Here is a 20,287-nt window from a genome sequence, read left to right as displayed (position 1 = left end):
AAACCCCCCCACCCCCACGCAAAAACACCCCCCCCCCCCCCCCCCCCCCCCCCCCCCCCCCCCCCCCCCCCCCCCCCCCCCCCCCCCCCCCACGGCCGTCGGTCAGGGGTCTTCACAGCAGTCCGCCCAGTGGCAAGTCCTCCGTCTTTGTGCCCAGTCGGTCGTAAACCGGTCAGTGCTGCGGCTGAACGAGCACCTGCCGCAGCTCGGCGGTGCACATCATGTAGCCGTCGGGGTCCGGCAGGTGCCCGAGGTAGTGGGCGAGATCGGCACCCAACGAGAACACCCGCACCGGGGTGTCCGCGGCACGCGCCGACTCCACCACCCTGCGCACCGCGTCCATGACGGCCGGATGCCGGGTCTGGTAGGTGCCGGCGACCAGGTGGTTGCTCCGGTCCGCGGCGAGATAGAACTGCACGAGGTCCTTCATGCCGACGTACAGCTCGCTGGCGCCCGCGCCGCAGATCGCGGTGGTGGCGTGCACGGCCGCGGGCGTCTCGATGAACGCGGACAGGGGCACGTCGGCCGGCACCTCGAGGTGTGTCCTGAGCCGGGCGAACTCCTGCTCGTCGGTGAGGAACGGAGCCGCGAGATGCACGCGGCCGGCCTGGTCACCGAGCCGTTCGCGCAGCGACCCGAGAACGGTGTGCAGCGCGGTCCGGTAGGCGGCCGAGCCCATGAGCCAGCGCGCGCCGTGCAGGCCCAGTTCGGGGTTCGGCTCGACCGCGACCGGGGCCGACTCGGTGACCTCGGCGGCGTGGTCGGAACGGAGGTCGAGAAGCCTCAGGATCAGCCGCTGGTGGGGCAGGAGCGCCTCGACGAAGCCGCACAGCCGGTCGGCGACGGACCGCCCGTAGGCCGCGATCTCGACGGGGCCGCCGGCCAGGGCGTCGAGCGGACGCAGGCCCGCCGCCAGGCAGAGGAACTCCTCCCGGATGAAGAAGGAGTCCACCCGCTTCGCGTTGGGCCCGCACGTGTTGATCGTGTGGATGTCCTGAAGATCCGCGATGACCGCGCAGGCCGAGCCGAGATCGTCCGGCGAGGGACGGCGCGGACTCGGCTCGGAGCCGACGGTGATCGACTGGCTGTCCAGGTGAAGCGTCACTTCGCCGACCAGGTGGGCGAGATCCGCCTGATCGACGCGGAGCACGGGGATGCCCCTGCCACGGCAGATGGACTGCATGTGGCCGGTCAGCCCGCCCGCACCGCAGACCACCGCCCGGGCCGCCACGATCGCGTCGTACAGACCCGCTTCGAGGGAAGGGGCGACGAGAATCGATCCCTCGAGCGGCTTTCTCGTGCCGTTACAGATACCTCGTAAGACACTCTGTGTACCACCGGCCAGAAGGAGTCCCTGAATTCGTCGCACGTTCAACTAGCCCTCCAGGTCTTCGCAGTCCCCGATCTTCAGCTGTCGGCGCAGCTGCTGCGGGGTGACGGAGACGTCGGTGAGCCGCCGGACGGCGGCCCGGTTGACGACGGTTCTCAGCAGACGGTCGCGACGGGAAGCATCCGTCGGAAGGGCCGGCATTTCACCCAGGGACCGCAGACAGGTCTGCAACCGGGAATCCAGCAGCTCCCGTTCATTTCGCTTACGCGCGGCCAGCCTTTGCGCTTCCAGTACCACAGCCTCCTCGAATCGGCTGCGGTACGCATCCTCTACGTTGCTGCCGTCGGCCTCGAACGGGGACGGCGTCCGCGCCGAACCGCCTTCAGGTGATTCCAGTTGCTCGATCACCCGGGCGGCGACCGAGACGGATTGGTTTTTGATGGCGGCGAGATTGAAGGCGAACGCGCCGGTACGGCCGTTCCGCACGATCTCGTCGCCCTCTCTCGGCACGCCGACCGCGTAGACCGGACCGGCCGGCTCCCCGCCGGGGCTCAGCAGCGCCCCCGCGCCGTCGACCTCCAGGCCGCGCCCCGTGCGCTCGTGCGGCGCCGCGATGCCCTTGCGGAGGAGGTTCTCCCACAGTGGTCCGCCGACCTTGCGGTAGTCCCACTCTCTGCCGAAGTTGGCCACCACCAGGTCGGCCTCGACGGTCCGCGTCTCCGCCGGGGCCGCGACCGAGACGAGCAGCCGCCCGGACTTCGCCGGCGTGATCCGCTCGACCCTGCCGACGACCAGTCGCACCGCCCCGTCCGCCGTGCGCATCGCCCGCTCGATGACCGACATCGTGTATTCCACGGCGCCGACCCGGAGCGCGGCTATCGCGGTACTGAATTCGTCCAGCAGGCTGCACAGTTCCACGGTGGGAATCTGCTCGATGGCCTTGGGAAGATATGGCTCCCACGCCTTGGCCACCCGCTCCGTGACCACCGCCGGGTCGATTCCGGGGTGGGCCCGGACGACCGTCGCACACGCCGCCTCCCACTCGTCCCGGACCCGGGCGAGGAACTCGGCACGGTTCCGGTACGGCTCCAGCAGCGCTTTCGGACAGGGCAGAGGCAGGACCTCGTGCTCATGGCCGTCCGGGTACGTCCGGAACATCGTCCCGCTCCTGGAGATCAGGTGGATCGTCCCGGTGTGGCCCCGGCGCAGCAATAAGCCCGCCGAGTCGTAGGCGCTCAGCACGGATCCGACGATCGCGACGGTCGACTCGGGCGGGAGGGACTCGAGCGTGCGGACGCCGGCCGCGGAGTACGGCTCCCGGACGAACGACGGATGCTCGAGCACCTCGGCGGCGAAAAGCGGCTGCCTCAGTTCCAGGCCGGTCGCGAGCACGACGTGCTCGGCGGACATCGCCTCCGTTTCCGGCTCCAGCCCGGCCCGTGGACCGCCCTTGGAGGGCCGTCGCACGGTCACATCGATCCCGGAGGAGCGGACGTCCATGTCGACCGCCTCGCCGTCCGCTTCGACGAGCACGGCGCCGGGACAGGCTTCCCGAGCGGCCTCGGCCAGCCGGTCGGTCAGATAGTCCTGGAATATCCGGCGGGGCGCCGGGCCGTGCTCGACGAACTCGAACTCGGCCCACGGCGCCGGCCAGTCGCGGCGGTCGGCCTCGTGATTGGCCCAGCGGATGAAGTCGAGAACGTCCTCCCGGAATACCGACATGCGGCCTGCCTGGATGTTGAACACATGGTCCCAGGGGTTGCCGTCCCGGTGGTAGGCGACACCGGCGGCCCGATATGCGGAACGCCGCTCGAGCAGGACGACCTCGAGCGGTCGGCGGGCGAAGTGGAGCAGCCGAATCGCCGTGGCGCTGCCGGCCAGTCCGGCGCCGACTATGAGGACTCTTGGACGTTCGCCTGTCTGATTCAAGGATTAACCTCCCCGTTGGGTGACGAAACAAAGCGAGTGCGGCCGCCTCCTGCCGAAAGCAGGCCGACCGGCGGAGCGCACTGCGGAATTGGGCGGGTGCCGTTCGGGTCGAGGCGTTCCTTCCCGGCACGGGCGTCGGCGATGCGGACGCGTGTCGCCCGGGCGGGAGAACGGACGCCGGAGTCGACGGGTGGCCCTTGCCCGGCGTCACCGTCCCGCTCCGCGCCGGCCGCACGGCGTGCGCGCATGCCGGACCGCCGGCGCTCGCCGGGGGAGGTCGCCGGATGCGGCGCGCACCGTACGGGCCGATGCGTATCAGGAGGGAATCGGGTGGTTGATCGTCGTGCTGAGGTTCCGCCCATGGTCCAGGGCGCAGAAGATGGGGAGGACGGCGACACCGTGCGGGGCGGCGTGTTCGGCGAGCTTCCGGTACTCCTGCTCGTATTCGCCGGTCGCCGACATGATCACGATGATTCCGGAGCCCTGGGCCACCATCCGCTCGGCGACCGTTCTCGCGGTGGTCAACTGGGCGTCGGTGCCATGGTCCGCCAGCGCGACGACGGCGACGTCGATGCCGCCGGTCCATTCCACCAGCTCGGCCGTGTACTCCTCGAGCCGGCGGCGGTCGAAAAGGTCGACTTCGGCGGCTTCGGCGACCGCCCCGGCATCAATTATCTCGCGGGCCGCAGCTTCGGCTCGCTCCAGTGAAGAATCCGCAAAGAAAATGAGTGCACGCTGGCTGGCAAACGCCCTGATCGCCGCGATACTGTGGATCGAAGTGACACCGTATACGATCACGGTCTTGTCCTCAAGGAGCACGAAAAACTTCCTGTCCATGTCCTGTAGTTGTGCGAGAACCGCACCATCCTGGCTTCGGGAACAATGGCTACCCTCCCACGAGATGCCGCGGGTCTTGCTCCTTTTCGGACGGCTTGCTGCGCCGCCTGCCTTCGAATGGCCGCCGGAATGCATCGGAGCAGGCCGGCTCGGAGTGTCGGGAGACCCTGGTCGCAGGCGATCATGACGACTCGCGCACGGCTCATCGACCGGCGGCGGCGGCCGGCGGGGGAGTCGGAAGGAGACCGAATCAGCACCCGCCCGGAATCGGGGATCGGGGGCAGCTCAGACCGAGCAGGTTATTTTGTGTGCTATCGACGTAGTACGGGATAACCTGGGCGAGCCGCTCTTTCCGGGTAGGCATTATTTTTGTGGCCCCCACGGCGCAGCGAAATTCCGGTCGAAGGGGTGACTGAGAGCATGGGTGTGAACCGCGCCTACCTCGATGACCGGCGGCTTACAGATGGCCGTGGTCCGGGGGCGACCGTCCCGGGGCAGCCGGCGGGGCATCAGGTCGGTCGTCGCGAGGCTTCGGCCCTGCGGCGAGGTGCCGTGCGGCGTCCCTCCCAGCCGCCAGGCCGGGGACGCGTCGCGGGCCCGCCAGGATCGACGGGGGTGTCCCCTAGGCGCCGGCGGCCCACGTCGTGTGGAAGCCGTGCGGCACCCGGACGGGCAGAGGTACGACGGCGACCGGGCGCCCGGTGAAGTCGGCGGTGTCGATTATCCTCAGCTCGCTCCTGCCCGCGCACCGGTCGTACACGAGGCTGAGCAGCCAGCCGTCACCCTCCGGGGCGCACGCCTCCCGCGGTACGAGCACCGCCTCACCCGTGGTGTGGCCGGGCGGCAGACGGTGCTCGTCCGTCCGTCCGGCGGCGAGGTCGTGGCGCAACAAGGCAGGACCGCCCAGCAGTTCGTCCGTGCTGGGATCGAGGGCCGTGGTGAAGGCGATGCGGTGCGCGCTGCCGCGGTACCGGTCGTCGATCCGCGGACCCTCCTGGACGACGTCCGAGAGCTGTTCCTCCACAACGGTGCCCGCGCCTGGGTGGACCGTCCAACGCCACAGGGTGGGGGCGGTCTCACCGGGGCGGCGTCGGTCGTGGTCGAAGATCCGGGGGTGGCGCACGACGTCGACCACGATGTGCCGGTCCGTCTCGTAGGCGTTGACCGGGTGGAAGACGAAGCACGGTGCCAGTTCCACCCACAGGATGTCGTCCGGTCCCCCCTCGCGGGACAGTAGTCCGAGGCGCGCGCCGTGACCGTCGTCCCAGGTGTAGGGGGTGCGCGGGTCGGCCGCCGGGTCGAGAACGACGGGCAGGTCGTAGATGAGCGCGTAGTGCTCCGTGAGGGAGAACGCGTGCATCATGGTCGGTCGTTTGAGCTGGATGGGAACCCTGCGCCGGACCCGTCCCTGGACGTCGACGACGATGTGGACGGCGTGGGGCGGTTCGTGGCTGCCGGCGATCGCGTGCAGTTCACCGGTGAGCGGGTCGTGCTGCGGGTGCGCGGCGAATCCCCCGGGAAGGGTGCCGTCGAAGTCGATGCGGGCGACGGTGTTCAGCTCGCGGTCGAGCTCCAGCGGGGATGGCCCGCCGTCCCCCAGAGCCAGAGTGCGGCCGGCGTGCCGGATGATGTTGCCGTTGGCGTTGTCGCCGAAGCCGAGGCGGGGCCCGGGGGCGGGCAGCTCGCCGAGGACGCGGGCGACGCGGTCGGTGCGCAGCCAGCGGTTGCGGTACCACTGCGCACGGCCGTCGCGCAGTCGCACGCCGTGGACCATGCCGTCGCCGGCGAAGGGGTGCCGGTCATCCGGCCCGCGAAGCGGATTCGGGCCGATGGTGAGGAGGGTGCCGTCGAGTTGTGGGGGGATGGCGCCGAGTACCGGCGGCGCGAAGACGGTCGCCTCCCGGGTGACCGGGGGAACGGCGGTGAGGTGGGCCGTGCCGGCTTTCGATGCGATCATGGTTCCGCCCAGGTATCGTATCGACGTTACGTAACAGCGTTTGATTGCATGGTGACGGCACGACCGAAGGGACGTCAAGGGTGAGTCCACGTCAGGCGGATCCGGGTCTTCGCGCGCGCCTCGTCGAGGAGGCGGCCGGGATCCTGGCCGAGGAGGGGCCGCAGGCTCTGACGACGCGTCGGCTGGCTGCGGCGGTGGGGACGTCGACCACCGCGGTCTACACGCACTTCGGCAGCATGGACGACCTGGTCCGGGCCATCGTCCGGGAGGGCTTCGCGCGCCTGGACCAGCGCATGGGTGAGGTCGCAGCGACGGGCGACCCGGTGGCCGACGTCGCCGCGCTCGGGCTCGCGTACCGCGGCAACGCGCTCGACCATCACCATCTGTACGGGGTGATGTTCGGCGGCGCCGGGCCGGGCGGGTTCAGCCTCACCGAGGACGACCGGCAGCACGGGCGTTACACCCTCGAACCGCTGGTCCGTGCGATCGGTGCGGCCATGGCGGCCGGTCAGTTCCGGGACGGGGACGCGCGGCTGGTGGCCCATCAGATGTGGATCGCCCTGCACGGGCTGGTCACCCTGGAACTGGGCGGCTTCCTCGTTCCGCCGTACGACGCCGAGCTCTGTTTCGCGGCGCAGGTGCACGGGCTGCTGGTGGGGGCGGGCGCCGAACCGTCGGCGGCCAAGCGCTCGCTGGAGCGGGCGGGCGTACCCTCCCCGGTCCGCTGACGGACGGGGCGCGCGACGCGGGCCTCGTGCCGCCCCGCCATACTCTCGTGGGCGCCGGCCGCTGAAGGATCCGCCGCTCCAGTCGGGCGAGCGCGCCCGGAAGTGCCGGTGCGCCGGTGCCGACCGCGGATCGGTGAGCCGCGAGGTCCGGGCCGGATCCCCGGCTGCCCGAGGCCGAGCAGGGTTCCCTCACGCCGTCGAGGCCGCCGCCACCGGCCGCTGTCGGTCCCGAACCGACCACGCACTCCAACTACTCGATCTTGAAATCCGAAACGCATCGACCGTCCCTCTGGACGGGCGGATAATTCACAGGGATGGTTCGGAGAAAATCGGCTGCGCCGTTAGTCCGTGCCGCAGAGGCTGCGACATCTCCGGGGTTGCTGTTTCAAGTCACTCCGCCGGGCTGGCATATTACCCCGGCCTACGCATTCGAAACATGAAAAGGATGCTTGTTCGAATGCGAGTCGGACTGCTAATATCCATTTTCGCTGTGAGTGTTCTGGGCAGCCCGTCACCCGGTGGCCCCTGTGACCTCGAATGCAATCGGCCTGATCGCCGTCTCACTGCCCTGGGAGGGTAAATGGAGAACGGGAAGCGTGCGGCGCCCACTATTGTCGATGCTGTACAGCGATCCATCGAGATCATGCGGGACAACCTCTCGGAGCCGCTGAGCATTGATGACATAGCCGGCTTCGCCATGTACAGCAAGTTCCACTTCTCCCGCGAATTTCAGCGGGTGACGGGCGTCTCACCAGGTCGTTTCCTGTCTGCGATGCGGATCCGGGAGGCGAAGAGGCTGCTGCTGACGACCGATCTCACTGTCACCGCTATCAGTCACATGGTCGGGTACAGCAGCGTGGGGACCTTCAGCTCACGGTTTTCCGGCAGCGTCGGAATGGCGCCCTCCGCCTACCGACGATTCAACGGGTTCATCAATTCGGTGAAACTGCCGGGAAGGCGAGATGTCGGGGGCTCGGTGTACGGGTCGGTTACTGCACCTGAGGGTGCGGAGCTGGGATTATTATTCCTCGGTCTTTTCCCTACCCGGGTACCCGAGGGGAGGCCGGTGAGTTGCACCGTTCTCCCTTTCCCCGGACCTTTTGAGATCACAGGGGTTCCGGCTGGAACATGGTATCTGCTGGGACATTCCGTTCCGGGGCACGCCTGCGAAGCCCTGACGGAGGACCAAGCGGTTCATGTGGGTTCCCTCGGCCCCCTGAATGTGCGCCGGGAAACACCGCTCGGCCCGACCGAGTTCCGGCTGCGGGGCAGGCGAGTTCTCGACCCCCCGATACTGGTGGCACTGCAGCGAGTGCGGTCGGAGGCGTTCGAGGCGGCCATCGTCCGAGCCGCCGGATGATCCGGCGCTGCGGCGGGGCGCCGGCCCCCGCCGCAGCGGTTACCGCACTGTATGAACCCTTGCCGGCGGCCCGCCCCACATCCCGAGCCGGAGCATCGGCTCCGCCACCACCCGGTGACCCGGCTCCTTCTCCTCGGCCTCGGGGGAGCGCCCTGCCGCGGGCAGGGTGGCCGCGCCCCATGGCGTTCAGAACGGTGCACGCCATCGTCGCGCCCTCGTAGGCGAACCCGCTCCGCTCGGCGTCGATCAGCTCCGGACGGGGCGTCAGGCCGTCCAGCCCGCGTGCCTCCATGGCCCACTGCGAAGCCGTGCCGCGCGAAGCCGACCTCCACAGGGGTGGCGCGAACAGTGTCCGCCGGAGCGATCGGAGAGTTCTCGCCACACGCCCTCCACCAGGATTCAGAAGCCTGGCTTTCATTTTCCGGCCGGGAAAGCGGTGCGACATCTTTCGCATTGCCGATCGGCGGGCCCCGGAGACTGCCGCGGCGTACCGCAAGGCATGAGTGACAGCGGAAGCCCCCGGGCCGCAGGGCGCGCAGGGTCAACTGGACCAGCGCCATCCCGTGGTCCCGCCACCCCGACCCGGTGCCTCGGACAGGACGGCGCTCGGGGCCGGGCCTGCCCGACGCGGTCCGCGATGCGGCGCAGCGGATCCTTGCGATCACGCACTCCCGCTGCTCGATCTTGAAATGCGCAACGGCATCGTCGGAGTTGTTGCGGTGAGAAGAACCTTGCCACGCTGTCGCGGACCGGAAAACGCGTAAGCCAAAGGGAGACGACAATGTCGACCAATACCAGTTCCACCCGGCCCGACCAGGCAGGTGCGGCAGCAGTTCCGCAGCGAATTGTCGCGGCGTGGGCGAGCCAGGACGCCAAGAAGTTCGCTGCGGTCTTCACCGAGAAAGGGACGATGATCCTGCCCGGGTCTTTCAAGAAGGGCCGCGACGCCATCGAAGAGTTCATGACTGAGGCGTTCACCGGCCCCTACAAGGGGACACGTGTGACCGGTGAGCCGATTTCGGTCGAGTTCATCGGCCCGGACTCCGCGGTTCTCGTCACCGCGGGAGGCGTTCTGCTGCCCGGAGAGAAGGAGGTCGCAGCGGAGCGCTCCATTCGGGCCACCTGGGTGGTCGTCAAGGAGGAGACCGGGTGGCAGCTCGCCGCTTATCAGAACACTCCGGTGGGCTGAGAGGGCGGCGGTGAACCGAACCGTGTTCGGGAATGAGGCCGGCGGGGGACGTCTCGGACGATCTCGTCGGCCGGTACGGCGTGGATAGAGGAACGGGCCTCTCGGCGGAGACGATGTTGTCGAGCAATTCTCCGGCCGAGCAGGCCCGTTGCTGTTTCGGTGCGCCATTCCCGAGCCGGTCTGCGCCACTTCGGCCATCCCGGCGTGTGACTGCCGCATCCAGCGGTTCGGGGCGATCCGCGAGCCTGCCCGTCCTGCGTGCCGGCCCACCGGCATGACCCAGCGCGCCGCTCGAGCGGCGCTCAAGCGCCGCTTCGGCCTCGCCGGCGATGCAGCCCCTGCGCGCCGGTGACGTCCGTCCGGAACGACGGTGTCGTGGAACGAACGGCGCTGGGACACGTCACCGCGACGCCGCCGAACTCACGGCATGACCCTCGCTCGACCCGGAGTGCTCCCGACTCGGCACGGATCACGTGTCGGATTCCCGGAATCTGTTCCGACTACCGGGTAACGACACCATGCGCGGGTGCCGCCCGCGGTGGTGAACGAGAAAGGATTGCCATGAGTGACACGGCTCAGGACACGGCTCCGTCGGCCGGGCGCCGGGAGTGGCTGGGCTTGGCCGCACTGGCGTTGCCCACGCTGCTCGTCGCCTTCGACATCGGTGTCCTGTTCCTCGCGCTGCCCCACCTGAGCGCCGACCTGGGCGCGACCGGCAGCGAGCAGCTCTGGATCACCGACATCTACGGCTTCATGCTCGCCGGCTTCATGATCACCATGGGTACTCTCGGTGACCGGATCGGCCGTCGCAAGCTTCTCATGATCGGCGCCAGCGCCTTTTCCGCCGCCTCGGTGCTCGCGGCGTTCTCGACCAGCCCACTGATGCTGATCATCGCCCGGGCCCTGCTCGGCATCGCCGCCGCCACGCTGTCGCCCTCGACGCTCGCCCTGATCAGCAACATGTTCCGCAACCCCAAGCAGATGGGCACCGCGATCTCGCTGTGGGCCTTCTGCAATTTCGGCGGAGCCGCCCTGGGCCCGGTCATGGGCGGGGTCCTGCTGCAGCACTTCTGGTGGGGCTCGGTCTTTCTGCTCAGCATCCCGGTCATGGTGCTCCTGCTGATCGTCGGGCCGATCCTGCTGCCCGAGTACCGCGACGCCGATGCCAAGCGCCTCGACCTGGTCAGCGTGGCGCTGTCGCTGGCCGCGATCCTGCCGGTGATCTACGGCATCAAGCAGCTGGCCACCGGCGACGACAGTTCACCGGTGGGTGCGCTCCTGGCCATCGCCGCCGGTGTCGCCTTCGGCGTCGTGTTCACCCGCCGACAGCTGCGACTGCCCAACCCGCTGCTCGACCTGCGGCTGTTCCGCAACGTCAGGTTCAGCAGCCCGCTGCTGGCCATGCTGCTCGCCTCCGGGACGCTGGCCGGGCTGGGCCTGCCGACCAGCCAGTTCATCCAGAGCGTGCTCGGGCTGGAGCCGACCGAGGCAGGGCTGTGGCAGGCCCCGACCGGCCTGGGCATCGCCATCGGAGTCCTGGTCACACCGGTGATCGCTCGGCGGATCCACTCGCGCAGCGCGATCCTCGGCGGACTCGTGCTGTGCTTCATCGGCCTGGCCCTGCTCACCACGGTGACCAGGACCAGCAGCCCCGGCCTGGTGTCACTGAGCGTGGCGCTGGTGGCGTTGGGCATCGCGCCGATGTTCGTGCTCGGCACGAGTCTGATCGTCGGGGCGGCTCCGCCGGAGAAGGCAGGCTCGGCGGCGTCGATGTCGGAGACCAGCAACCTCCTCGGCTCGACCCTCGGACTGGCCCTGCTCGGCAGCGTCTGCGGCGCGGTCTACCAGTCCGGCATGGCCGACTCTCCGGTCTCCGGGGCCCGGCAGACGCTGGCCGAGGCGGTCGCCGCCGCCGCCGAACTCCCGGCCGACCGGGCCCAGTCGCTGCTGGCCGCGGCCCAGAAAGCCTTCACCGACGGGCTGAACGTGGTGGCGGTCGTCGGCATCGCGGTCATCGCGGTCGTCTTCGTCCTCGCCTGGATGACGCTCGGTCAGAAGGCTGCGGCGCAGTCAGCGTCCGACGAGCCGGACGCGGTCGCCGAAGGCGCCGAGGCGACCGGATCGTGAGGCCTTCCGCCTGGTACCCGATGCGGCGGTCACCAGGCGGAAAGCCGGCCCGGCTCAGCCCGTGGCCGTGCGGGCGTCGATCTCATCGGGATCGACGACGGGCTCCGGCCGGCGCGGCCGGGGCCTGGACCATTTCCGCATGACCGGCACCTCGACGAACCGGTAGAGCAGCCAGGCCAGGACGATGCTGACGGTCAGGCAGCCCAGCAGGAACAGCACCGCCACCGGCGTACTCCACGACGTCCTGTCGAAGTCGCCGTACCCCATCCACTCCCCTTTGAACGCGGCCTGCGCCGAGTTCAGCACGTTGAGGTGGATCAGGAAGAACGCGTACGAGATCTCGCCCAGCCAGACCAGCGGACGACGGGCCAGCAGTGTTCCCCGACCGGCGGCGTCTCTGGTGGCTGTGGCCGAGACCAGGAGCCCGATCGGGAACGCATAGGGCGCGGCGAACGACCAGAGTTGGGGCAGCCACAGGGACACCACATACACCGCGACGACGCTGAGCGCGGCCGGAGCCAGGCCGATGCGGCCCCACCGTCCGCTCAGGACGATGCGGGCGAAGAGGATGCCGACGACGAACTCCAGGCAGCGCACCAGCGGGAACTGGTAGGCGAACCACATCTGCGGCCAGGAGAACTGGTCGTACCCCGGGAACACCGGGGTGTCGGGCATGAAGGTCTTCGACAGCAGCGGAACCGACAGTGACAGCGCCGCCACACCGACGGCCCAGTACCAGAGCCGGCTGGCCCGGATCTTGTCGATTCCGACAATCAGGAACGGGAACAGCAGGTAGAAGACGATCTCCGCCGACAACGACCACGTGACCCCGTTGACCGCGAACATGAGGTTGTTCATCTGCGGCACCCAGGAGTTCACCAGGAAGAGGTTGGCCACGGCAGGCCCGGTCCTGATCGCGGTACCCGACACGAACAGCATGACGAAGATGATCAACCAGACCACGACGTGGCTCGGGTAGATCTTGAAGAACCGCCGGCGCCAGAACGTGCCCATCGTGTCGGTCGGCTTGGCCGCCCAGGTCAGCAGGAACCCACTGAGCACGAAGAAGAACGAGACGCTGATCCCGCCGGCACTGTTGGTGATGAAGTTGTACTGCTTCTGCACCGAGGCGTTGCTGAATATGCCCAAGTAGTGCGAATGAAATATGAAGACCAGGAACGCGGCAACGAATCGTAAGGCGGTCAGGGACGGAAGTCTGCCTGGACGGGGTGTCGTTGTCTCTGTCATGTCTGTCTGCCTCGTCGTCAAAGGGAACCAGGAGAGAGCCGCACGGGTCTCGGGGTGGATTGTCCGGGCTGCGCCGCGAGCCGGCGTCTTCCAGGATGCGGACTTTTCCCGGCCGGCTCTTTCGGCGTTCGCGTGCACACCTGACGGCGGCGCACCAGGTCCGTGACCACTTGCCCGCACCCCGCAACCCAGGAGATGTAGCGCAAACCGATGGCTGCGACGGTGGTCCAGGGCTCCGGTCACCGGGTGCCTGCCGCCCCCCTGTCGTCGCTTCCCGAGGAGAATCTGTGGACACCACCGAGCTTGCGGACTCACCGACCCGCGCCGACCTCGTCGCCCGCGCAGCGGAGTTGGTGCCGACGCTCCGTGCGAACGCACTCTGGGCCGAAGAGAACCGCCAGTTGCACGAGGGCACCATCAAGGCGATGGCCGAGGCCGGCCTGCTGCGCACCCGGCTCCCCGCCCGCCTCGGCGGTTACGAGTCCGACATGAGGACCCAGGCGGAGGTGATCGCAGAACTGGGCAGGGGGGACGGATCCGCGTCGTGGACCGCCGGCGTGTGGTCCATCAGCGCGTGGGTCGCCGGGCTCTTCCCCGACACGGTCCAGGACGAGGTGTTCGCCTCCCCGGACAACCTGGTGAGCGGCATCATCAGTCCGACGGCCATGGCGGTGCCGGCGAAGGGCGGCATCGTGGTCAACGGCAGGTGGGCGTTCAACAGCGGGGCGAAGCAGAGCAAGTGGAACACCAACGCGGCGGTGCTGGCCATGCCGGACGGCAGTCACCAGCCGGTCATGACCCTGATTCCGCTGGCTTCGCTGGAGATCGTCGACGACTGGCACACCGCCGGACTGCGCGGTTCGGGCAGTGTCAGTACGGTCGCCCACGAGGTCTTCGTGCCGGACGGCTGGTACATCCCGCTGGGCGGCATCCTCCAGGGGCACAGCGGTCACGGCAGCAACGCCGACGCGTCCATCTACCGGGCGCCGATCATGCCGACGGCGTGCGCCACGGTCAGCGCGACCGCGCTGGGTCTGGCCAAGGGCGCCAAGGACGTCTTCTTCGAGCGGCTGCCCGGCCGGAAGATCACTTACACCGATTACACCGATCAGAGCCAGGCCCCGCTCACCCACCTCCAGGTCGCCGAGGCATCGGTCAAGATCGACGAGGCCGAGTTCCACGTGTACCGCATCGCCGACCTCGTGGACGCCAAGAACGCGTCAGGCGAGCCGTGGACACTGGAGGAGCGCGCCCGCGTCCGGCTCGACACGGGCGCGGCGTGCCAGCGGTCGAAGGAAGCCGTCGACATCCTGAACACGGCGAGCGGCGCCTCGTCCATCTACACCGACGTGCCCATCCAGCGCATCGAGCGCGATGTCCAGACGCTGAACCTGCACGCCGTCATGCACCCGAACACCAACCTGGAGCTGTACGGCCGCATCCTGTGCGGGCTGGCCCCCAACACCCAGTACCTCTGAACATCCTCCTCTCAGCACGGTCTGGGGCCGGGGCGGTGGCCGCTGCTCCGCTTCCGGCCCCGCCGCTGCACGCCACGTGTGCTTGCCTCCGCGCACGGCACGGCCACCGCGGCGGTGCCCGCCCCGTCCTGCGCCGGGCTTTGACCCCCGGCCGCCGGTCCGGCGGCCCGGGATGGACGATCAGCCCCTGTGCGGGGCCTGCCGACAGGTGTTCGCGGCCGTCGTCGCGGCCGCGGGGCCGGTGTCCGCGCAGGGGCTGACGCGCGCGCCGGGCCGGGACGCGTCGCGGTCGAACGAGGCGGAGACGGTGCGCCACCGTGCCGGTCTCGGACCGGTGCAGGCGCCGGCGCGCCGTCCGCCGCGTCAGCGTGATCGGACCGGCCCACCGCACCGTCCGCACAGCGCCGTACGCACTCGGCTTCCACGCCGTGCGCCGCGAACGCCGGGGTCAGGGCCTCTCCCCGGCGGGCGGAATCGGCCCGCACCGGCTTCCGCGTGCGGCCCGATCGGCCGTGAACGCCCCGATCAGCTCGGGGCGCCCTTCGAGCCGCAGGAAACTCGTCTCAGCGGCCGTCCCCCAGCACGTCGGGTGGCGTGCGAGGTCGAACAACGGGCTTACTGCCGGACCGCCCCGGTCGCCGGGTTGAACCGCCCGGCGGGCAGGTTCTTGTCGCGCCGGCGCGCCGTGAACTCCAAGTAGGCCTGCGCGGCGAGCAGGTGGATGATCCATGCGCCCCAGCTGGTGACCTCGATCAGAACCTCGATGTTCACCCGCAGACCCCAGTGCATCATCATCCAGGCCACGATGCGGCCGTAGGTCGTGAACAGCGCGAGCGAGAAGCTGTAGATCATCCAGCGGCGGTGCTCGGCGTAACGGCGCAGGCGTGCCTTGCGCCAGGCGTACAGCGTCGTACCCAGCCACAGGACCGCGCTGCAGGCGAGGCCGGTGCTGCCGTGGTTGGCGCGGTGCGGGACCAGCACGAACAGCACGATGAGCGTCGTCGGGATCACCGCGCCGAACACGTACACCCGGCCGACCAAGCGGTGGACCCGGGGCCGCGTGCGGCGCAGGTGGGGCCAGACCTGGAGCATCATCGTCACCAGGGCCAGGTTGCCGGTGACCACGTGTGCGACCAGGAACGCGAAATGCGGGTGGAAGCCCGGGTCGAGCTGGCTGCGGGAGGCGTTGGGGTCCGTGGTGAAGTAGTGGGGGAACGCGTACAGCAGGTTGAACAGCACGGCCCCGCCCACGACGGCGTACCAGGGGTAGTACCTCTTCCACCAAGGCCGTTCCGCGCCTGCTGCGGGCCGCTGGTCAGTGTCAGGGTCCTCCAGGGGGTTCGTCTGGAGGCTCGTCTGTTGCCTGTTCTGAGACATGCCTGTCCTCGGCTCTCTCACGGCTGGGGTGAAGCGCAGGTAGAGCATCGGGCCTGAGCGTCCCGGCGGCATCTTCGTACGTGCCGTTCTGCGGCTTGTCCGCCGGCCGCGACCGGGCCGCAATCAAGGAGATGCCAGGCCCTCGCCGCAGACCACATCGTGAAGGGCGTCGCGCTCACCCGCCGGTCCCCTTCACCCCGGGCGGCTGACCGAGGCGGTCCGCCCGGTCTCCCGCGACCGCCGGAAGAACCCCGAGAACCCGGGAACCGCGGACTCCCGACATCCCCAGGACGATCCCCAGGAGGTGGGCAGGATGCCCAAGGAAACACCCCGGTCGGCGGCCGCCGGCGACCCGACCCGCGCCGTAGTGCTGGGCGGCAGCATCGCCGGGCTGTTCGCGGCCCGTGTGCTCGCCGAGGCCTACGACGAGGTCCTGGTCGTCGACCGGGACAAGGTCACCGGCGTCGACGGGCCGCGCCGCGGCCGTCCCCAGGGCAAGCACATCAACGCCATGCATGTGCGCGGCCGGATGGTGATGGAAGAGCTCTACCCCGGCATCACCGACCAGCTCATCGCCGACGGCACCCCGGTCGGCGACTTCTCCGGCTCGGTCCGCTGGTACTTCCGCGGCCGCCCGGTCAAACGCGCCGACATCGGCTGCATCGCGGTGCCGGCCACGGCGCCGCTGATGGAGCGTCGGATCCGCGAACGCACGGCCGAACTGGCGAACGTCCGGTTCGTCGAACGCTGCGACATCCTGGGCCTGATCGCCACCGCCGACCACGCGCGGGTGACGGGGGTCAAGGTGCAAAGGAGCGGCGCGCCCGGCGAGACGATCGCGGCCGACCTGGTGGTCGACGCGACCGGGCGTGGCTCGCGCACCCCGGTGTGGCTCGAGGAGATGGGCTACCCGCGCGTCGAGGAGGAGCGGACCAACATCGGCCTGGGCTACGTCACCCAGAACTACCGGATGAAGGCCGATCCCTACAACGGCGACCTCGCGATCATCGCTGTCGCCTCCCCCGACGTCCCGCGCGGTGTCATCTTCACCAAGACCGAGGGCGACACGACCCTGATGACCGTCTACGGCATCCTCGGCGACCACCCGCCGACGGACCAGCAGGGGCTGTACCAGTTCGTCAAGGGCCTGCCCGTCCCTGACATCCACGAGGCGCTGAAGCACGCCGAGCCGCTGGACGAGCCGGTCGCCTTCCGGTTCCCCACCACACAGCGCCGCCGGTACGAGCGGATGAGCCGCTTCCCGGCCGGACTGCTGGTCATCGGTGACGCGGTGTCCTGCTTCAACCCGGTCTACGCGCAGGGCATGACGGTCGCGGCGCTGTCCGCCCTCACCCTGCGCCGCCACCTGCACTCCGGCGCCACGCCGGACGGGCGGCAGTACTTCCGCGACCTGGCGCGCGACGTCATCGACCCGCCGTGGGAGATGACGCGCACCGTCGACCTGGGCTTCGACGGCGTCGAGGGCAAGCGGGACCTCAAGGTGCGGATGGGCCAGCGCTACCTGGCGATGGTCCAGGTCGCGGCGACCCGCGACCGCTCGGTGACCCGCGGGTACATGCGCGCCGCCGGGATGCTCGACCGGCCGGAGCAGCTGATGCGCCCCGGCATGATCGTCCGGGTCCTGCTGAACGCGCTGCGCGGCCCGGCCGTGCCGGCCGCCGTGCCGCCGGCCGTGGCCGAGGCCGCCCCGAGCCGGCCGGGACACCGCTGACCGGGATACCGCTGACCGGGACCCCGCTGACCGGGTCCCGGTGCCACGTACGCCACGCCGTCGTGGACCTGCCGAGACGGCAGTTCAGGAGATGTGTCGCGGCTGGCGTGGCTGCGAAAGTCATATCCCGGCGTACTGGGCCGCGAACCGACCGACCTGTGCGCCTTCTTGAGGGACGACCACAGCCACGTCGTCCGGCACGCCGCGACGTCGGCGCGGTCGTGCAGGGGCATCAAGGCGCTGACCCCTCACACGACATGCACCCGACACGAACTTCGAACTGTACGGGCGGCCGGCCTGCGGGCACGCCCGCCCGCACCCGATATCCCTGAAATCCTGTGAGGAGCAATGACATGACCACTCAGCAGCCGGCGGCCACCGCGGACGTCGTCCAGCGAGTCGCCGCCATCTGGACGGACGTCCTGGGGCCGGGCTCCGATCGGGCGGGAGCCACGTTCGTCGAGCTCAATGGGCAGTCCATCGCCGCCGTGCGGATCGCCGCGGAGATCGAGGAGCAACTGGGCATCACGCTCGACATCGGCGACCTGTTCGAGGACCCGGACCTGGAGACCCTCACCCGAAACATACTGGCCCGCTTGGAGGGGTGAATGGGATGGCCGAACTGACCCACGTCACCCCTGCCACCCCGCTCGACGAAGTCGTCGGGATCCTGGAGTCCGACGGAGCGGTGATCGTCGAGGACTTCGTCGATCCCGCGACGCTCGCCGGGCTCCGGGCGGACCTCGGACCCGGCCTGGAGACGGCCGGCTACAGCGAGAGCGGCTACGACGGGAAGAAGACCAAGCGGCTGTCCAGCCTGTTCCAGCGGTCGCCGCGCCACATGACCGGCGTGGTCCTTCAGCCGCAGTTCCTCGGCGCGGCCCGGCGCCTGCTGCAACAGCCCACGCACATGTGGATCGGCAGGGTTCGGATGGAGGTGACTCCGAGTATCCAGGTCAGCTTCACCCAGGCGATACGAATCGATCCGGGCCAGGGGCGGCAGCCGTTGCACCGCGACGACGCGATGCATCTGTGGCGGCATCCGGGACCACCGTGCCGACTGCAGCTGATGCTGGCGATGACCGACTTCACCAGCGCGAACGGCGCGACCCTGGTCATCCCCGGCAGCCACCACTGGGACGACGAGCGGGCCCCCGCGTACGCCGAGGCGGTTCCGGCAGTCATGCCCGCCGGTTCCGCCCTGCTCTGGCCGGGCGGGGTGTACCACGGCGGCGGAGCCAACACCACGGACTCGCCGCGGTACAGCCTCTCCGTCGCGCTCGATCTGGGCAACCTGCGGCAGGAGGAGAACCAGTATCTCGCCGTTCCCCGGGAGACCGTGCTGACCCTGCCGGAGGAGGTGCAGCGGCTGCTCGGCTGGGAACGTTGCCCGCCCGGCCTCGGCCAGGTCGAGACGCAGGACCCGCTCCTGCTGCTGGAGCGGACCCAGCAGGAGCTCGCCACCCGGCCACGCGGTGCGAATCCGCTGAAGTAGTGGTCGTGAGCCGAAAGCAGCCGGTGCGCCATCGCGAAAGCAGGCGCACCGGCTGCTGCTTTATGGGCTGCGGCTTCACCGGCCGCCGGTGAACACGACGACCGGCTGACCACCGCCGAGCACGAGACGCTGAAGCAACTCCGGTGAGAAGTAGCGGAGCTGGGGTGGACCGCTCAGTACGTCACGACGGCGCGGAAACGGACGTCTCCCTGAGCCACCTTGTCGACGGCGTCCGTGATCCTGTCCATCGGGAAGATCTCGGTCATCGGGGTGACCGCACCCTCCGCGACCAGGTCGAGCGCCTCGGTCAGATGCCGCAGTCCGTTGTGGGTGGCGCCCAACACACGCTGGCCCCGCGCCCAGAACGGACTGGCGGGGCCGATGGTGAACGAACCCGCCGGGTCGATGGTGGCCAGCACGATCCGCCCGCCGACCCGCAGCCCCTGCAGCGCGTCCGTGGCGGCCTCGTACGACGTACCTGTCACCAGGACGACGTCGGCGCCGCCGGCCTCCCGCAGTTCCTCCCCGTCCCGGACGACGAGGTCGGCCCCGAGCTTCGCGGAGAGTTCGTGCTTGTCCGACGAGCGGGTGATGGCGACGGTCTCGAACCCGCAGGCCCGGGAGTACTGCACGGCCATGTGCCCCAGCCCCCCGATACCGAGAACGGCGATCCGCTCGTGCGGCTGCGGTTCGCTCGCGCGCAGCGCGCTCCACGCCGTGTAGCCGGCACAGAGGACGGGCGCGGCCGTCGCGTAGTCGATCCCGTCGGGGAGCAGCACGGTGCTCCCGGCGGCCACGCAGAGGTATTCGGCATGGCCTCCCTGTACGGTCAGACCGGTCATCACCGACGCCGCGCACATCATGCCGGACTGGCCGGTCAGCGGCAGGTTGCGCCGGCAGTAGGAGCATCGGCCGCAGGTGGCCTGGACCCAGGTGGTGCCGACCCGGTCACCCACCTGACGGGTCGTGGTTCCCGGCCCCAACTCGACTATCTCGCCCGCCGCCTCGTGCCCGGTGATCGCCGGTTCGCACGTCGGGAAGGGGAAGACGCCCTGGGTGGTCCAGATGTCGTTGTGGCAGATCCCGCACGCGTGCACCTTGATGAGCACCTCTCCCGGGCCCGGCCGGGGGGTCGCGACCTCCTGAATCTCCCAGCGGGCGTTGACCGCGGGAACGACGGCTGCCTTCATATGCGTACATCCTCCGGCTTCAGACGTAAGGAAGGCTGCGCAGCCGACAGTGGCCGGTGCCGTGCTCGGTGGGCGGACCGTCCATGAGGACCCGGCCGATGAGCGGGAAGTCCCCTTCCCGACCCCGCCGTTGGCATACGCAGTCCAGTGCTGGCGCGGATCCCTGGAGAACCGCCGGCCGCTGCGGACGTTCAGCAGCTTCGACCGGCGCCAGCCTCACACCCGGTCGGCCGGCAGGCATCTTCCGGAATGCTCTTGGCAGCCCGCACCGCTCTCTGAACCGGGTTCGAACTGCTGCCCCGGGAAAGCA

At 69.5% G+C, this 20,287-nt stretch carries 15 protein-coding genes and 1 pseudogene; 8 read left to right on the top strand and 8 right to left on the bottom strand.

Going from position 1 to position 20,287, the window contains the following annotated elements:
• Positions 1 to 172: 172 nt before the first annotated feature.
• From ACZ5GT_RS31735 to ACZ5GT_RS31720, 4 genes are all read right to left on the bottom strand, one after another.
• Positions 173 to 1,375 (bottom strand): putative PEP-binding protein, encoded by a 1,203-nt coding sequence (locus ACZ5GT_RS31735; RefSeq protein WP_469033108.1) that lies wholly within the window; start codon positions 1,373 to 1,375, stop codon positions 173 to 175.
• On the bottom strand, positions 1,376 to 3,259 hold the full coding sequence (locus ACZ5GT_RS31730; protein WP_469033106.1) for an FAD/NAD(P)-binding protein: 1,884 nt from the start codon (positions 3,257 to 3,259) through the stop codon (positions 1,376 to 1,378). It lies immediately after the preceding gene.
• Between the two features lie 315 nt (positions 3,260 to 3,574).
• Positions 3,575 to 4,078, bottom strand: coding sequence for a Rossmann-fold NAD(P)-binding domain-containing protein (locus ACZ5GT_RS31725; protein WP_469033104.1), 504 nt, complete (start codon positions 4,076 to 4,078; stop codon positions 3,575 to 3,577).
• Positions 4,079 to 4,718: 640 nt separating this feature from the next.
• Positions 4,719 to 6,053, bottom strand: a complete 1,335-nt coding sequence (locus tag ACZ5GT_RS31720; protein WP_469033101.1) for a carotenoid oxygenase family protein — start codon at positions 6,051 to 6,053, stop codon at positions 4,719 to 4,721.
• Between the two features lie 80 nt (positions 6,054 to 6,133).
• Here ACZ5GT_RS31720 and ACZ5GT_RS31715 point away from each other — a divergent pair, with 80 nt between their 5' ends.
• Positions 6,134 to 6,781, top strand: a complete 648-nt coding sequence (locus tag ACZ5GT_RS31715) for a TetR/AcrR family transcriptional regulator (protein WP_469033099.1) — start codon at positions 6,134 to 6,136, stop codon at positions 6,779 to 6,781.
• A gap of 643 nt (positions 6,782 to 7,424) precedes the next feature.
• Entirely contained in the window at positions 7,425 to 8,141 is a 717-nt protein-coding gene (locus ACZ5GT_RS31710; RefSeq protein WP_469033112.1) for a helix-turn-helix transcriptional regulator, read from the top strand.
• A 187-nt stretch (positions 8,142 to 8,328) separates the two neighbouring features.
• Here ACZ5GT_RS31710 and ACZ5GT_RS31705 read toward each other — a convergent pair.
• Positions 8,329 to 8,433 (bottom strand): annotated as a pseudogene (locus tag ACZ5GT_RS31705) (DUF1702 family protein); the annotation flags it as partial.
• Positions 8,434 to 8,922: 489 nt separating this feature from the next.
• Here ACZ5GT_RS31705 and ACZ5GT_RS31700 point away from each other — a divergent pair.
• Together ACZ5GT_RS31700 and ACZ5GT_RS31695 are read left to right on the top strand one after the other, a co-directional pair.
• Positions 8,923 to 9,330: an SgcJ/EcaC family oxidoreductase gene (locus tag ACZ5GT_RS31700; RefSeq protein WP_469033097.1), complete on the top strand. Its 408-nt coding sequence runs from the start codon at positions 8,923 to 8,925 to the stop codon at positions 9,328 to 9,330.
• Positions 9,331 to 9,891: 561 nt separating this feature from the next.
• On the top strand, positions 9,892 to 11,457 hold the full coding sequence (locus ACZ5GT_RS31695) for an MFS transporter (protein WP_469033095.1): 1,566 nt from the start codon (positions 9,892 to 9,894) through the stop codon (positions 11,455 to 11,457).
• 54 nt (positions 11,458 to 11,511) lie between these two features.
• Here ACZ5GT_RS31695 and ACZ5GT_RS31690 read toward each other — a convergent pair whose 3' ends face one another.
• A complete protein-coding gene (locus ACZ5GT_RS31690) occupies positions 11,512 to 12,705 on the bottom strand; it encodes an acyltransferase family protein (protein WP_469033093.1) in 1,194 nt (397 codons plus the stop codon).
• Between the two features lie 287 nt (positions 12,706 to 12,992).
• On the opposite strand from ACZ5GT_RS31690, the gene ACZ5GT_RS31685 reads away from it, so the two are divergent.
• A complete protein-coding gene (locus ACZ5GT_RS31685; protein ID WP_469033091.1) occupies positions 12,993 to 14,183 on the top strand; it encodes an acyl-CoA dehydrogenase family protein in 1,191 nt (396 codons plus the stop codon).
• A gap of 615 nt (positions 14,184 to 14,798) precedes the next feature.
• Here ACZ5GT_RS31685 and ACZ5GT_RS31680 read toward each other — a convergent pair.
• Entirely contained in the window at positions 14,799 to 15,560 is a 762-nt protein-coding gene (locus tag ACZ5GT_RS31680) for a DUF2306 domain-containing protein (protein WP_469033089.1), read from the bottom strand.
• 313 nt (positions 15,561 to 15,873) lie between these two features.
• Between ACZ5GT_RS31680 and ACZ5GT_RS31675 the strand changes: the two genes are divergently transcribed.
• The 3 genes from ACZ5GT_RS31675 (at position 15,874) to ACZ5GT_RS31665 (ending at position 18,787) form a co-directional block, all read left to right on the top strand.
• Entirely contained in the window at positions 15,874 to 17,292 is a 1,419-nt protein-coding gene (locus ACZ5GT_RS31675) for an FAD-dependent oxidoreductase (RefSeq protein WP_469033087.1), read from the top strand.
• A 353-nt stretch (positions 17,293 to 17,645) separates the two neighbouring features.
• Complete coding sequence (locus ACZ5GT_RS31670; RefSeq protein WP_469033084.1) at positions 17,646 to 17,900, top strand: phosphopantetheine-binding protein; 255 nt, start codon at positions 17,646 to 17,648, stop codon at positions 17,898 to 17,900.
• A gap of 5 nt (positions 17,901 to 17,905) precedes the next feature.
• Entirely contained in the window at positions 17,906 to 18,787 is an 882-nt protein-coding gene (locus tag ACZ5GT_RS31665) for a phytanoyl-CoA dioxygenase family protein (RefSeq protein WP_469033081.1), read from the top strand.
• A gap of 173 nt (positions 18,788 to 18,960) precedes the next feature.
• On the opposite strand, the gene ACZ5GT_RS31660 is transcribed toward ACZ5GT_RS31665, so the two are convergent.
• Positions 18,961 to 19,977 carry an alcohol dehydrogenase catalytic domain-containing protein gene (locus ACZ5GT_RS31660; protein ID WP_469033079.1) on the bottom strand — a complete coding sequence of 339 codons (1,017 nt, stop codon included), beginning with the start codon at positions 19,975 to 19,977 and terminating at the stop codon, positions 18,961 to 18,963.
• Positions 19,978 to 20,287: the final 310 nt, after the last annotated feature.

This window comes from Streptomyces sp. NPDC031340, from assembly GCF_055569945.1.
This window is presented reverse-complemented; position numbering and strand designations above follow the sequence as displayed.